13 protein-coding genes are annotated in these 14,489 nt (G+C 68.2%); 5 read left to right on the top strand and 8 right to left on the bottom strand.

What is annotated here, in order from left to right; translation table 11 throughout:
* Positions 1-16: 16 nt before the first annotated feature.
* From Pka01_RS37315 to Pka01_RS37305, 3 genes are read right to left on the bottom strand one after another with little or no spacing between them, the layout of a single operon-like run.
* The gene (locus Pka01_RS37315; protein WP_203887711.1) at positions 17-1,276 is read right to left on the bottom strand and encodes a polyamine ABC transporter substrate-binding protein; all 1,260 of its coding nucleotides are present in this window, start codon (positions 1,274-1,276) and stop codon (positions 17-19) included.
* A gap of 31 nt (positions 1,277-1,307) precedes the next feature.
* Positions 1,308-2,456, bottom strand: a complete 1,149-nt coding sequence (locus Pka01_RS37310; protein WP_203887710.1) for an ABC transporter ATP-binding protein — start codon at positions 2,454-2,456, stop codon at positions 1,308-1,310.
* A 49-nt stretch (positions 2,457-2,505) separates the two neighbouring features.
* Positions 2,506-3,939, bottom strand: coding sequence for a gamma-aminobutyraldehyde dehydrogenase (locus tag Pka01_RS37305; RefSeq protein WP_203887709.1), 1,434 nt, complete (start codon positions 3,937-3,939; stop codon positions 2,506-2,508).
* Between the two features lie 214 nt (positions 3,940-4,153).
* On the opposite strand from Pka01_RS37305, the gene Pka01_RS37300 reads away from it, so the two are divergent.
* Positions 4,154-4,642 carry an Lrp/AsnC family transcriptional regulator gene (locus tag Pka01_RS37300; protein ID WP_203887708.1) on the top strand — a complete coding sequence of 163 codons (489 nt, stop codon included), beginning with the start codon at positions 4,154-4,156 and terminating at the stop codon, positions 4,640-4,642.
* On the opposite strand, the gene Pka01_RS37295 is transcribed toward Pka01_RS37300, so the two are convergent.
* From Pka01_RS37295 to Pka01_RS37285, 3 genes are all read right to left on the bottom strand, one after another.
* Positions 4,621-5,307 carry a cyclase family protein gene (locus Pka01_RS37295; RefSeq protein WP_239116074.1) on the bottom strand — a complete coding sequence of 229 codons (687 nt, stop codon included), beginning with the start codon at positions 5,305-5,307 and terminating at the stop codon, positions 4,621-4,623. The two genes, Pka01_RS37300 and Pka01_RS37295, sit on opposite strands and share 22 nt — an antisense overlap.
* The gene (locus Pka01_RS37290) at positions 5,304-6,134 is read right to left on the bottom strand and encodes a nitrilase-related carbon-nitrogen hydrolase (RefSeq protein ID WP_203887707.1); all 831 of its coding nucleotides are present in this window, start codon (positions 6,132-6,134) and stop codon (positions 5,304-5,306) included. The genes Pka01_RS37295 and Pka01_RS37290 overlap by 4 nt, the downstream gene beginning before the upstream one ends.
* 88 nt (positions 6,135-6,222) lie before the next feature.
* On the bottom strand, positions 6,223-7,086 hold the full coding sequence (locus tag Pka01_RS37285; RefSeq protein WP_203887706.1) for a DivIVA domain-containing protein: 864 nt from the start codon (positions 7,084-7,086) through the stop codon (positions 6,223-6,225).
* A gap of 136 nt (positions 7,087-7,222) precedes the next feature.
* Here Pka01_RS37285 and Pka01_RS37280 point away from each other — a divergent pair, with 136 nt between their 5' ends.
* From Pka01_RS37280 to Pka01_RS37270, 3 genes are all read left to right on the top strand, one after another.
* Complete coding sequence (locus Pka01_RS37280) at positions 7,223-8,107, top strand: ATP-binding cassette domain-containing protein (RefSeq protein ID WP_203887705.1); 885 nt, start codon at positions 7,223-7,225, stop codon at positions 8,105-8,107.
* The gene (locus Pka01_RS37275; protein WP_203887704.1) at positions 8,104-8,766 is read left to right on the top strand and encodes a hypothetical protein; all 663 of its coding nucleotides are present in this window, start codon (positions 8,104-8,106) and stop codon (positions 8,764-8,766) included. The genes Pka01_RS37280 and Pka01_RS37275 overlap by 4 nt, the downstream gene beginning before the upstream one ends.
* 207 nt (positions 8,767-8,973) lie before the next feature.
* Positions 8,974-11,106 (top strand): HNH endonuclease signature motif containing protein, encoded by a 2,133-nt coding sequence (locus tag Pka01_RS37270; RefSeq protein ID WP_203887703.1) that lies wholly within the window; start codon positions 8,974-8,976, stop codon positions 11,104-11,106.
* A 157-nt stretch (positions 11,107-11,263) separates the two neighbouring features.
* On the opposite strand, the gene rlmN is transcribed toward Pka01_RS37270, so the two are convergent.
* Positions 11,264-12,382 (bottom strand): dual-specificity RNA methyltransferase RlmN, encoded by a 1,119-nt coding sequence (gene rlmN / locus Pka01_RS37265; RefSeq protein WP_203887702.1) that lies wholly within the window; start codon positions 12,380-12,382, stop codon positions 11,264-11,266.
* Positions 12,383-12,458: 76 nt separating this feature from the next.
* On the opposite strand from rlmN, the gene Pka01_RS37260 reads away from it, so the two are divergent.
* A complete protein-coding gene (locus tag Pka01_RS37260; protein ID WP_373318236.1) occupies positions 12,459-13,502 on the top strand; it encodes a suppressor of fused domain protein in 1,044 nt (347 codons plus the stop codon).
* Positions 13,503-13,555: 53 nt separating this feature from the next.
* On the opposite strand, the gene Pka01_RS37255 is transcribed toward Pka01_RS37260, so the two are convergent.
* On the bottom strand, positions 13,556-14,422 hold the full coding sequence (locus tag Pka01_RS37255) for a phosphatidate cytidylyltransferase (protein WP_203887700.1): 867 nt from the start codon (positions 14,420-14,422) through the stop codon (positions 13,556-13,558).
* Positions 14,423-14,489 lie beyond the last annotated feature (67 nt).

The following is a 14,489-nucleotide window of genomic DNA, read 5'->3' as shown; positions in this document are numbered from 1 at the left end:
GGAACGTCGAGCCCGCTCATGCCGTGGTGATCGCTTGGAAGATGTTCTCGTACTGCTTCTGCTCGTCGGTGTTCTTGAAGTTGCGGTAGCTGCGCAGCTTGGCGTAGTCCGCCTCCGAGGGGAACACCAGCGGGCTGTCGGCGACCTCCGTGAGGGTCTTCTTGTCGTCGCCCGACGCCGCGTCCGCGTCCTGCTTGATGAGGGCCTGGGCCGCGGGCACGGGCGTGACGTAATTGATGTACTCGGCGAGGCTCGCGGCGACCTTGGGGTCGTAGAAGAAGTCCATGAGCGTGATCGCGTCGACGGGGTTGGCCGCGGTCTTCGGGATCATCATGTTGTCGGTCCAGATCGTGGCGCCCTCGTCCGGGATCACGAACTTCAGGTCCGTGCCGTCGGAGACGTTCTTCTGGAAGATGTCGCCCGACCACGCCTGGCACATCCAGATGTCGCCCTTGCTCAGCGGGTCAACATACGACTGATCATAATATTTCCGCACAATTCCGGCGTCGCGCTGCTCCTTGAGCTTGGCGGCGGCCTTCTCCCAGTCGGCGGGCGTCGACTTCTCCGGGTCGATGCCCAGCAGGAACATGGCGAAGTTGCCGATCTCCTGGGAGTCGGCCATCATGCCGACCTTGCCCTTGTACTTCGGGTCCCACATAGCGGCGTAGCTGGTGGGCGGCGTGTCGATGTACTTGGGGTTGTACGCGATGCCGGTCATGCCCGACGTCCACGGGACGCTGTAGACGTTGCCCGGGTCGAACGCCTCGGACTTGTACCGCGGCCCCGCGTTCGCCGCGAAGTTCGGCAGCTTGCCGTGGTCGAGCGGCACGAGGTAGCCGAGCTCGACGAGCTGGCTGAACTGGATGCCGTTGGTGACGACCATGAGGTCGTAGTTGATCGACTGACCGGCGGCCAGCAGCGGCTGGATCTTGGCGAACCAGCTCGCGTTCTCCTGGATGACCTCGCTGTAGGTCACCGTGATCCCGGTCGCCTGCGTGAACTGCTTGAGCTCGGGCTGCTTGGGATCCATGTAGAGAGGCCAGTTGGCGAAGTCGACGTGACCGTTCTTGACCTTGCCCGACCAGTACTGCTGGACCGCCGACTGCGCCTGGGCCGAGGAGGTGGGCTGGGCCACACGCTTGCCCTGAACGCCACAGGCGGCCAGCGCGAGACCCGCCGCCGACATGCCGGCGAGGCGGAACGCGTCACGGCGGCCGAGACGGCGCTGCGTCATGCCGCGGAGGAGAGCGGGGTCCTGATTGCGGAAGTCGTTCATGGGGTTCGTGCTCCTGGTAATTCGGAGGGAGTTACCGCAGCACGTAGGAGTGCTGGGGCTGCCAGGACAGCCAGACCGTGTCGCCTCGCTCGGCCGTGATGGTGCTGTCGTGCGCGTTCTGCTGGAAAACGGTGATCTCGGCGCCATCGGCGAGAACCACGGCGTAACTGTTGGAGGTGCCCAGATAGACGACCTCGGAGACGGTGCCCTGGACGACGCTGAGGTCGCCTTCCGGCTTCGCGGTCGAGATCGTGATCTTCTCCGGGCGCACGGTGAGCTCCAGGGTGTCACCCACGGAGACCGTTCCCTCGATGGGCGCCAGGATACGGTCGCTCGGCCCGAGCGCCAGGACGGCCGTCGACCCGTTGACCTTGTCGACGGACCCGCTGAGCAGGTTCGACGTGCCGATGAAGCCGGCGACGAACTTGGTGGCCGGCCGCTCGTAGATCTCCCTGGGAGCCGCGAGCTGGTCCACCAGGCCGTCGTTCATGACGGCGATGCGGTCGCTCATCGTGAGCGCCTCGCCCTGGTCGTGGGTCACGTAGACGAACGTGATGCCCACGTCGCGCTGAATGCGCTTGAGCTCGATCTGCATGGCCTGCCGCAGCTTGAGGTCGAGCGCGCCGAGCGGCTCGTCCAGGAGCAGGGCACGGGGCCGGTTGACGAGGGCGCGGGCGAGGGCCACGCGCTGCTGCTGACCGCCGGACATCTCCTTGGGACGGCGCTTCTCCCGGCCGGTGAGGTCGACGACCTCGAGGATCTCCCCTACGCGCCGCTGGATCTCGGCGGCTTCCACCTTCTTGCGCTTGAGCCCGAACGCCACGTTCTCCCAGACGCTCATGTGCGGGAAGAGGGCGTAGGACTGGAAGACCATGTTCACGTCACGCTTGTTCGGGGGGACGCTCGTGACGTCCTGCCCGTGGAGCCGGACCACGCCCTGTGTCGGGTCCTCGAATCCGGCGATCATCCGCATGCTGGTGGTCTTGCCGCACCCAGAGGGGCCGAGGAGGGAGAAGAACTCGCCCTCCGTGATGGCCAGGCTCACGCCTTTGACGGCCCGTACGACCTCGCCGTGCGAGGTGTATTCCTTCACGACATTGTCGAGCTCGATGGCGGGCGTCTGGTGTGAACCGGGGGCAGCCGAAGCGGCTGCCCCCGGGCCCGCCTGGATTTCTGTCATTCCAGGCTTATCCCTCTTTATCAATAGGTCGTACGGCTCCTGCCGCCGCCTATTCGCCGATGTAGTGCATGACGTGCTTGACCCGGGTGTAGTCGTGAAGCCCGAAGACCGAAAGGTCCTTTCCGTAGCCCGAATGCTTGAAGCCTCCGTGCGGCATCTCCGACACGAAGGGGATGTGCGTGTTGACCCACACCACGCCGAAGTCGAGCCGCTTGGAGACCCGCATCGCCCGGCCGTGGTCCGACGTCCAGACCGAGCCGGAAAGTCCGTACCTGACGCCGTTGGCCTTGGCCACCGCGTCGGCCTCGTCGGTGAACGTCTGGATGGTCATGACCGGGCCGAAGATCTCGTCCTGGATCATCTCGTCGTCCTGGCGGAGCCCGTCGACGACGGTCGGAGCGAAGAAGTAGCCCTGGTCGCCGACCCGCCGGCCGCCGGTGAGGACGGTCGCGTGCTCGGGGACGCGCTCGAAGAAGCCCTGCACCCGCGCGAGCTGGTTGGGGTTGTTCAGCGGGCCGAAGTAGGCCTCCTCGTCGTCGAGGCCGCCCATCCTGGTGTTCGCGGCCGCCTGCGCGAGCGCCGCGGCGAACTCGTCGTGGATGCCCTCCTGGACGATGACGCGGCAGGCCGCGGTGCAGTCCTGGCCCGCGTTGTAGAGGCCGGCGCCCGCGATCGCCTCCGCGACGGCGTTGATGTCCTTGACGTCGTCGAAGACGACGACCGGCGCCTTGCCGCCCAGCTCCAGGTGGACGCGCTTGAGGTCGTCGGCGGCCGACCTGGCCACCGCCATGCCCGCGCCGACCGAGCCGGTGATGGCCACCATGTCGGCCGTCGGGTGACCGACGACGAGAGCGCCGGTCTCACGGTCGCCGGCGACGACGTTGAAGACGCCTGCGGGAAGGACGTCGCCGATGATCTCGGCGAGCTTGATCGTGGAGACCGGAGTGGTGTCCGACGGCTTGAGAACGATCGTGTTGCCCGCGGCGAGGGCCGGCGCGATCTTCCACACGGCCATCATCATCGGGTAGTTCCACGGCGTGACCTGGCCGATGACGCCGATCGGCTCGTGCCGGATCATCGAGGTGTGGTCGGCGAGGAACTCGCCGGCCGTCGGGCCCTCCAGCGTGCGGGCCGCCCCGGCGAAGAAGCGGAAGTGGTCGGCGGCGATCGGAGTCTCGTCCTCCGCCATCCGCGCGCGAGGCTTGCCGGTGTTGCGGCACTCCGCCTCGTTGATCTCGTCGGCGCGCGCCTCGATGGCGTCGGCGATCTTCAGGAGGAAACCGGCACGCTCGCCGGGGGTCGTCTGTCCCCACGTCTCGAAAGCGGCCGCCGCGGCGGCGTAGGCCGCGTCGACGTCCTCCGGTCCGGACACCGGCGCCTGGGCGTAGACCTCGCCGGTCGTGGGATCTACCACATCCGAGAACCGGTCACTGACGGCGTCGACGAACTTCCCGTTCACGAAGTTCTGCAGACGGGTGGTCACCGTTGCCCTCCTGTCGAGGTAGCTGAATGTCGCGACTCTGGCAGACAAAAAAACCAACTACAAGTGATTTCGTGGTTAAGATACCAAATCGCTACGAAATCGCTTGACAAGGGCCTCGGAGCTGACAACATGTCAGACCTGATCGGCAACATGTCAAAAACCGGCGCGTAACACAGGGCCGCTAAGGCGACTCGAAGAGAGGATCCCCCCGAGGATGACGACACCGCCGAAGGCACGCGCGACCGCCCAGAGCGGGACCGTGGTCCTCGATGAGATCTCCAAGCAGATCATCGAGCAACTCCAGATGGACGGCCGCAAACCGTATGCCGCCATCGGCAAGGCGGTCGGCCTTTCGGAGGCGGCGGTACGCCAGCGGGTGCAACGTCTTCTGGACATGGGCGTGATGCAGATCGTCGCCGTCACCGATCCGCTGACGCTCGGATTCCCCCGGCAGGCGATGATCGGCATCAAGTGCGAAGGCGACCTGGAGAGCGTCGCCGACGAACTGTCGTCCATCGCGGAGATCGACTACGTCGTCCTGACCGCGGGCTCCGTGGACATCATGGTCGAGGTCGTCTGCGAGGGGGACACGCACCTGCTGGAGATCCTCGGCAAGATCCGCGCGATCCCCAGCGTCCGGGCGACCGAGACGTTCGTCTATCTCAAGCTGCACAAGCAGACCTATTCGTGGGGAACCCGCTGACGCACGGGTTCCCGCCGGCGCGCGGGGCCGACACGGGCCACGGCCCGGACCGGAGCGCCGTCGGCGCCCTCCAGGCGCAGGGGCAGGAGTGACACCTCGATCGGACGGCCGTCCGCCTGGGCGTCGACGAGCAGATCGAGGCTCCGCAGATTCTCCGCGATCACGGCGTGCGCGCCGCACAGGGCCCGATGCGCCGGCAGATCCTCCGCGGGCGTCGGATCCACGCTCAGCGCGTCTATGCCGACGGTCCGGATCCCCGACTCGACGATGAGCTCCGCCGTCTCCGCCGTGAGCCACGGATGCCGCAGGTAGTCCTCGCTCCCCCACATGGACGCCCATCCAGTGGCGATCAGAAGAATCGTTCCCGGCCGGAGATGCGGCGCCACAAGGTCGGGAGTGATCGGCGCACGCGGCCGCAGGCCCCTGACGTCGACGATCTCGGCCTCGCCCAGGAATCGCTCCAGCGGCAGGTCGTCGAGCCGCGGAAGCGAGTCGTCGATGTGGTACGGAGCGTCCACGTGTGTACCCGACTGGGAACCGAGATGCACCTCGAGGACGTTGACGCCCTCTCCCGTCACGGTGAGCGCCGGGCGAAGCTCCACCTCGGGGTCACCCGGATAGACCGGCATCCCGGTCGTGATCGGCACCGACAGATCGACGATCACGCACTCACCGTCTCCCCCGCGGCGTACAGGTCCGGCCGCCGGTCCCTGTGCACGTCGTTGCGCGGGCCGCTGGTCTTGTCCCGCGCCGCGGAGAGGTCGCAGTCGGCGACCAGGACGGCGGGACGGTCCTGGAGCACGGGCCCGGCCAGCGGGTAACCGTGCGGCCCCATGATCGACGATCCCGACACCCAGCCCACCCCGCGCTCGGCGGAGCAACGATCGGCCACCGCGACGAACATCCGGTTCGAGGCCGCCGCGACCTGGGCGTACGCGATGAGGACGGACCGCTCCCCCTGCGGCACCGGCGACGCCGGCCAGTTGGTGGAGACGGCGAGCACGTCGGCCCCTCGCAGCCCCACCGAGCGCACCCATTCCGGGAACTCCAGGTCGTAGCAGACCATCATCGCGACACGGCCGATCACGGTGTCGACGACGGGCGCGGGATCCTCGCCCGGCACGAACACGTCCTGCTCGGCGTCCCAGAGATGGACCTTGCGGTAGACGGCCCGCAACCCCCCGGCGTCGACCATGGCCTGGCTGTTGCCGACCCGCCCTCCGGCGAGCTCGCAGAATCCGCCCACGATCACCAGGTCATGGGCCCGGGCCAGCCGCGCCCACTCCGACACGGTCCGGCCGTCGACGGGCTCGGCCAGCGCCCTCGCCTCGGCCGGGCCGGAGAGGACGTAGCCGCTGTTGACCAGCTCGGGCAGCACCACGAGCCGGGCTCCGGCCGCGGCCGCCTCGACCACGGCCGCTGAAGCCGCCGCCCGGTTCTCTTCGGCCCTTCCCACCTGGAGGGCGAGCTGGGCTACGGCCACCCTCGTCATCGCGGGCCGTACCCATCGGCAGCGGTCCCAGGGCTCACGGCAGTCACGCCGGCCACGGCGTTCACGGCGGGGGCGATGCCGTCAGGGATCATGCGGGGTTCTCCTCGAGTACTGTGCGTCGGCGCTCCAGGACATCGGCCATGTCGGCCAGGAAGCGGTCGACCTCGCCGATCGCGTATCCGGACCGGAAGACCACCGTAGTGAACGTGGCAGCCCTTATCTGCTCCGCCGTCACCGGTTGATCGGTGGTGCCGCGCAGTGTGGCGACGACCCGATCGAGCAGGGCGTCGACGTCCTGCTCCCGATAGCCCAGGCCGAGGCGTCCGGGCCGGAACGCCTTCTGTTCCACGCGCGCGGCCTCGCCCTCCCACACGTCTCCCGGCGCGGCGTCGACGGACGAGCGACGCCCCGCCTCGCCCTGCTTCCCGTACTCAGCCTGTGCATCTGTGCTGCCGGCCGCCTGCGTGCTCCCGCTCTTATCGACTTCGGCGCGCGCACCCCCGCTCTCCTCGAGCTCTACTCTGGCCTGCCCGCTCTCCTTGAACCGCGCTTCCCCGGTCTGCTCCCCCTTCGGGCCCTCGCTCTCCTCGACCTGTGCGTCACCGATCTCGCCATGCTCGCGGGCTTCATCCGGGCGGGCATGTTCGCCCTGCTCCTCGGCTGCCCGCAGTACGGAATCGGGGTCGGGGGTTTCACCAGGGAGCTGATCGGCGACCGCCGTAGTCCTGGCCTCAACTGCCACGATGAACGCGTCGAGGGCGAAGTCCACAGCCGTCTCGTTGTAGCCGCCGAGCTTCACGCCGAACTTGGCGCCCCGGATCTCATCGGCGGTGACCGGCGGGCCGTCGAGCCGGCCGCGGCCAAGCGTGCGCTCAATCCTCGAGATCAACTCGTCGACCTGCTCGGGGTCGTAGCCCAGCCGGACACCGATGACGCGTGGAAAACGATTCACACACCTCTCCTGTCCGTCGTGTGATCGAGCAGATCCATTGTGTCGATGAATCGATGATGAAGGGAGTCCCGTTGCCCGCTGTAGGACGGGTTACGTACAGGACACCGAGAATCTGTCTGGATAAGCTGCGGACCCTATGCGGATGACCAATCTGTCCTTCCGTTACGGAAGGCGGAATCCTTGGGTGTTGTCAGATGCCACGCTTGTTCTCCGTCCGGGCGACGTGACCGAGATCCTGGGGCCCAACGGCGCGGGTAAATCCACCCTTCTACGCCTGCTCGCCGGGCTCCTCAGAGTGGCCGAGGGCACCATCGAAGATCGTCCAAGTGTCGTCGGATACGCGCCCGAACGGTTCCCGGCGGCCCAGCCGTTCACGGTCGCCGCGTACCTGCGCCACATGGCCGCCATTCGCGGCGCCGATCCCCGGCGGATCGGCGAATGGACGGAGCGGCTCGGCATGGATCATCTGATGGGTCATCGGCTGCCCGACCTCTCGAAGGGCAGCGCCCACAAAGTCGGGCTCGCCCAGGCTCTGCTCTGCGAGCCGGGGCTGCTCATCCTCGATGAACCGTTCGCGGGCCTGGACACCGCGACCCGAGCCGAGTTGCCGACGATCATCGGCGAGGTCGCCGCGAGAGGCGGCATCGTCGTCGCCAGCGACCATCAGGGCGAGTTGCGCACATTGCCCGACCTCCGGCGGCACGAGGTCAGGGACAGGACGATTCGAGAGCTGCCCGGGAACACCGCTCAGGAGCTTCCCGGGAACACCGCTCACGGGCTTCCCGGAAACACCGCGCATGACACCGCCGGCGTCGCGCGCGGCGTCCCCGCACAGGGCGTCACCGCCCTGAACGATTCCGGGCACCGGATCACCACGCAGGACGGCATCCGGCCAGGAGAGAGTTCGCGGTCCGTCACCGTCCTCGAGGTCGCGGTGACGACATCGAGAGCAGAGGAACTGGCCGACCGCCTGCGGGCCGAGGGACATGTGGTCCGAGTCGCGCGGGAGGCCGCCGAATGATCGCGTTGATACGGTTCCGGCTCGCGGGATACGCGCGCTCGCATCGGGCCATCCAGCCGCTCATCGGGTTGCTCCCTCTGCTGGCGATTCTGTATGCGACACCGATCCCCGCCGGCGAGGAACTGGGGGCGATGGCCGATTCGGCCGGGATCCTCCTCCCCGTGTTCGCCTGGGCGGCCCGCGGGCTGCTCGACAGCGAACCGGACGAGCAGCGGATGATCTCCATCGCGGCTCACCGCCGTGGGGAGTTGCTGAGCGGGCTCATCGCGGCCTGCGTCTTCGACCTGGGCCTCACCGTGATCGCCGAACTCGCGCTGCTCGCGCGCCTGTCCGCCGACCCTGGCATCGGCGCGATCATGGTCGGGGTGTGCCTGCACCTGTTCTCCGTCCTCGCCGGAGTCGCGCTCGGGGCACTGACCAGCCGTCCGGTCCTTCCTTCCCCCGCCGTGTCGAGTCTCGCCCTGATCCTCGGCTATCTGGCAATTCTGCTGATCAGCGCGTCAGGAGCCCGGTGGCTGACGGTTCCCGTCATGAGCTGGATGAAGGACGGCCACCATGACGTCCTCCTGGGAAATCTGCCGCTACTCGCCGTGCAGTCGTTGATCTGGCCGCTCGTCGGCCTCGCGGCGTACGCATGGCTGCGCCGCACCCGCCCCTGAGCGTTTTCCCGGCGAGTGAGGGCGCTGGGCTTGTTTTCGATCGCGTGTTCGAGGTATGCTCGATGTAGCCGTTACAGGTGAGCCTGGCTGGGTGGGCCGTTCGGGCCGTACGCCCCGTGATGAAGCAGTCGATTCCATGAAGTGGGTCCCCGATCTCCGTTCGATCGGGAATTCGGTCGCTTTCGTCTCCGGGGAGGAGGTCCCATCGTGCCCACATGCGCGTCCGCAGATAGTGACCTGGCCGCTGGGCCCTTCTCCGCCACTTCGGATCGTCCGCTGCCGATCCCTGACGGCCTGGCCTCGCTCCCACCCGGCCCGGAACTGGCCGAGGCCCTGGCGAACATCGACGAGAGCCGAGTCTCAGGGTTCGACACGGTCGAGGTGCTGAAGGCCGCGTACCGGCAGTCGTGCCACGATCGGGCCCGGTTTCTCGCGGTCTTGCTGGAGGTCGGGCTGCGAGAGCACTTCTCCGGAGACTCGGTTCGGCGGCTTGAGGTGCCCGACGAGTTCAGTCCCGACGAGGCCCGAGCGGCACTGGTGTGGTCGCGCCGCCGCGCCGATTCCACCTTCGAACTGGCATGGGGCGTGCTCCGCCGACTGCCCCGGCTGGGTGAGGCCATGCTGCGCGGCGACCTGGATGAGCCGCGGGCTGCGGCGTTCCTCCGATGGACCGCGGGCCTGACCCCTCAGCAGGCCGAGACGGTCTGCTCGCAACTGGTGCCCGGCGTCGACCGCCTGACCGTCGGCGCATTGATCGAACAGATCCAACGGCTTGTTCTGGCGATCGATCCCGAGTGGGCGCAGAAGCGCTACGCCGAAGCGGTCCGCCGCCGCCGAGTCGTGGGCACCCGGAACGAGGACGGCACAGCGAACGTGTCCGGCCTGGACCTGCCGCTGGACCGCGCGGCCGCCGGGTGTGAACGCATCGACGACCTGGCACGCGCTTGCAAGCGGGCCGGAGACAAACGCCCGATCGACCACATCCGGACCGACCTGTTCCTCGGCTCTCTGGACGGATCATTCGAGGGCCTGACGGACAAGGAGATCGTCGCTCACGTCCTCGACCACCCGTTCGTCGACCAGAACGACGACCAGATCGGCGAGCGAAAGGGCGACCAGGCTGGCGAGCGAATTACTGGGCAGCCTGGCAAACGGGCCGGCAAGGTAACGGGCGACGCCGTCGCAGACCGCGCCGCCGACCCCGCAGAGCAGCCGGCCAAGACGAAGCCAGCACCGCACAACCCCACCCCGCGTGAACGCGAGGGACCCGACGAGGGCACGTCCTCCTCTGGTCCTTCTGATGGACCTGTCGGATCACCGCCGAATAGTGGGCCTCGTGGGAATCGCCCACCGACCGGCACCGCCCGCCGGGCGGTTCGTGAAATCCGGGTGGAGGTGACCACGCTTCTCGGGCTCGACGAACACCCGGCCGAGGTGCCCGGTTGGGGGGTCGTCCACGCCGGCTTGGCCCGCGAGATGGTCTCTGGCATGCTCGCCGGACAGTGGCGGTTCGCAGTCTGCACCGACGACGGCCGGCTCCTCTACAGCGGGCTCACGCGCCACCGCCCCTGTGCTCCCTCTCTACGCCCCGCACGGAACATCCGGGACGGCGGAATCGTCGAGCTTCAAATCACCAGGTCTCGTCTGGCCGAGCTCGCCGTTGCGAAGGAATCCCTGGGGCATTGGTCCGCGCTCATCTCCGACCTGGCCCAGCGAACCTCGCGCCACCTCAGTACCACCGACGCCACCATCAAGAGCGGCGCAGACAGTGGGCGCAGACACGCGGGTGCTGCTTTACGTCGCTACATCCAGATACGGGGCCGTTTCTGCTCATGGCCCGGTTGCCGCACGCCCGCCACACGGACCGATCAGGACCATGTGGCGGACTGGGCGAGCGGAGGATCGACCACTGAGGACAACCTGCATCTGGCCTGTCGCCATGACCACCGCGCCAAACACGACGGCGGCTGGAGCGTGACCATGCCCGATTCCGAGCTGATTCTGTGGGACAGCCCCTTGGGCCACACCTATCCCACCCGGCTCCCGCCGGTCATGTTCAGGGTCGTCGATCCGCAGCCCCGCGACTGGTCGGTTCCTCAGCCCGAGGCCATCGCCGACGACGCCCACCCCCTGGTGGCGGGCCTGAAGCCACACAATTCAGCGCCGAACCTTCCGCCCGGCTCTCAGATGAGCAGGCCTCAGCGGAACAGGCGGCAGCCGAACGATCCGGAGTCATGCGGAAAGGAGTGCCCATCCGACGAACGCACCCAGGCATGCGCCCCATCGCCCTCACCGACCGGTCCCCTGGACGAGCCGGCGACGGACACTCCTCCGTTCTGATCCGTGGAAGCACGAAAGACTCCCGCAGATCACCGGCACTGGGACCAGGCGATGCCAGACAACGCGCCGCTGGCAGGACGCGGACGATGCCAGAACCCGAGCAACGTCACGAAGCCGGCGACGTCACGAACAGGGCGACGTCACGAACCGGGCAGCGTCAGGAAGCGGGCGTCGCGGCCGCGAGCTGACCGCACGCGCCGTCGATCTCGCGGCCTCGCGTGTCCCGAACGGTGACCGCGACGCCGTGCGACTCGAGCCTGCGGACGAAGGCGCGCTCATCCTCAGGACGGGAGGCGGTCCACTTCGACCCCGGCGTGGGGTTGAGCGGGATCAGGTTGACGTGCACGAGCTTGCCCTTGAGGAGGCGTCCGAGCAGGTCGGCACGCCATTCCTGGTCATTGATGTCCTTGATCAGGGCGTACTCGATGGAGATGCGGCGCTTGGTCTTCGCGGCGTACTCCCAGGCGGCGCCGAGCACCTCGGCGACCTTGAAGCGGGTGTTGATGGGGACGAGCGTGTCGCGGAGTTCGTCGTCGGGAGCGTGCAACGAGACGGCCAGCGTGACGGGAAGTCCCTCGTCGGACAGCTTCTTGATCGCGGGCACCAGGCCGACGGTCGACACGGTCACGCCGCGGGCGGAGATGCCGAGACCTTCGGGGGCGGGGTCGACGAGGCGGCGGACGGCGCCGATCACGGCCTTGTAGTTGGCCATCGGCTCGCCCATGCCCATGAAAACGATGTTGCTCACGCGGCCGGGGCCGCCGGGGACGTCACCCTGGGCCAGCGCCCGCGCGCCCGCGACGACCTGCTCGACGATCTCCGCGGTGGACATGTTCCGGGTCAGCCCGGCCTGGCCGGTGGCACAGAACGGGCAGTTCATCCCGCAGCCGGCCTGGGAGGAGACGCACATCGTCACCCGGTCGGGGTAGCGCATCAGCACCGATTCGACGAGCGACCCGTCGAACAGCTTCCACAACGTCTTCCGGGTCATGCCGTCGTCGCAGGTGATCTCCCGGACGGGGGTCAGCAAGGACGGCATGAGCTGGGATACCAGCCGGTCGCGGCTCTCGCCCGGCAGGTCGGTCATCTGCTCCGGCGAACCCGTGAGCTTGGCGAAGTAGTGCCGGGAGAGCTGGTCGGCGCGGAACGGCTTCTCGCCGAGCTCGGCGACGGCGGCCCTGCGCTCCGCCATGGTGAGGTCGGCCAGATGGCGCTGCGGCTTACCCCGGCGCGGCGCGACAAGGGTCAGCTGTCCGGGCTTGGGCTGGTCGCTCACACAAACCTTCCGATCTCCTGCAGATGTGGTCTTAACGACTGCCCGAAGCAGCCTTATTCTGACGGTGATTCCGGAGGTGAGATTGGACAGGGCATCCGTCGTGCTCACCAGCCCCAACCCCTACGGGAGCCGCACTCTCACCATCGAACGCGACCGGGCATCCTCAGTAGCTTACCTGCGCGGATCAAAGGGAACCGTCCACGGAGCCGTCTGGCTGGCCAACCACGGCCCGGCTCCGGAGACGGTGGATCTCGCTCGCGCCAATGCCGGGCTGCCGCCGGTGATGCCTCGCGTGAACACGATCAACCCTTCCGGTACGGCTCCGCTCGACGCCGCCGCGCTGTCCGTGCTCTGGTTCGAGGAGGGGGACGGCGTCGCCATCTTCGAGAACGGCGAGTTGCTTGCCGTCATTCCTGGCTGGTCGGATCTCGAGCGGGGCATGCCGGGTTACGCCAGGGACGCCGTCGGCGAGTCACCCTTCGCCTGGTCGCTCAGCGAGGCGATGGAAGGGCTGTCGCCCCGTGTGGCCAAGGCCCGGGCGTACTGGCAGTGGCGGGAGGCCGAGGGCAGCTGGGCGTCGTTCCAGCAGTTCGTCATGGGCCATCTCGACAGCCGGCTCGGGCCGCCCGGACGCTACTGGGACGTCAGCGGAGCCCGACTCCCTGTGGTCGGAGTGACCGAGCGGCCGGCCGGCTTCGGCAGGGATTACACCGTGTTGTCGACCGTCGGCATGAGCTGCCAGCGGATGCCGACGGCGGAGCTTTACGACACCGCCTGCCGTATAGAGCTCGCCATCGCGACCCGGCAGGACCCTGGGGTGGCCACCCGGGTGCTGCTCTGGCTTGGCCAGTACCCGTGGCGGTCGGTGACCTGGCTGGGACACGGCCACACGGCCCGCTGGTTCCAGGGGCCCGGCACGTTCCCGCTGAACGGCGGCCACCAGGGAGTGATCATGCTGGCCGACCCGGTCGGAGTGCCTGACCTGTCCGGGTTCGCGTTCGGCGGGGAATCCGTGCGGTGGTTGTGGCTGCTTCCGCTCACCGACACCGAGCTCCGGCTGGCCCAAGACCAGGGACACCAGGTGCTCTCCGACCGCCTGGCAGTACAGAGCCGGATCTGAGCCGCGCCGGGGCCGCACCTGGGCCGGACGCGAACTGGACCCGAGCCGGACGGTTAGGGCACGAACAGCGTGAGTAGCAGCCAGATGGGGACCAGCGTGAAAAGCAGCGAGTCCAGCCGGTCCATCACGCCGCCGTGGCCCGGGAGCAGGGTCCCCATGTCCTTGATGCCGAGGTCACGCTTGATGACCGACTCGATCAGGTCGCCGAGCGTGGCGCAGACCACGACCACGGCGCCGAGGACGGCGCCCTGCCAGTACGCGCCGCCCAGCAGGAAGTGGACCAGTAACGCACCCGCCACCACGCAGGCCAGCGCGGACCCCGCGAAGCCCTCCCAGGTCTTCTTCGGGCTGATGAGGGGCGACATCCGGTGCTTGCCGAACAGGATGCCGGCGAAATAGCCGCCGATGTCGCTGCAGACGGTCACCGCGATGAAGATCAGCACGCGGTCGGACCCGTCGTCGACGGTGAGGAGCAGCGGGACGAAACCCGCGAGAAGCGAGGGGTAGACGGCGATGAAGACCCCGGCCGTGGCGTCCCGGACGAACCCGTCCGCGCCCTGGAACATCCGCCAGGTCAGAACCACCATCGCGGTGACGGAGAAGGCGCCGACGAGGAACGCCGGACCGCCCCAGTAGGGGCCGACGACCATCGCGGTCATGCCGGCGAGCAACGGGAGCATCGGCACCCGGATCCCGCGGGCCGCGACGGCCTTGGTCAGCTCGTGGACGCCCACGCCGACCGCGGCCAGGACGACGAGGAGGAAGACGACTTTCACGGTATAGAGCGAGGCGATGACCACGGCGCCCAGCGCGACGCCGACGGCCACCGCCGCGGGAAGGTTCCGCCCGGTACGGCTTCCGCCGCCGGAAACCCCGCCGGACCCGGGGCCGGCCGGGCCGGAGTCCGCGCCACCGTTCATGCCGTCACCGCGCCCGCCACCGGGGCCGTCGCCATGATCATCATCACCATGGGCGCCGGTCACTCCG

The sequence above is a fragment of the Planotetraspora kaengkrachanensis genome, from assembly GCF_016862895.1.
Lineage (GTDB): Bacteria > Actinomycetota > Actinomycetes > Streptosporangiales > Streptosporangiaceae > Planotetraspora > Planotetraspora kaengkrachanensis.
The sequence above is the reverse complement of the archived record's forward strand: the minus strand, read 5'-3'. Positions and strand labels throughout refer to the sequence as shown.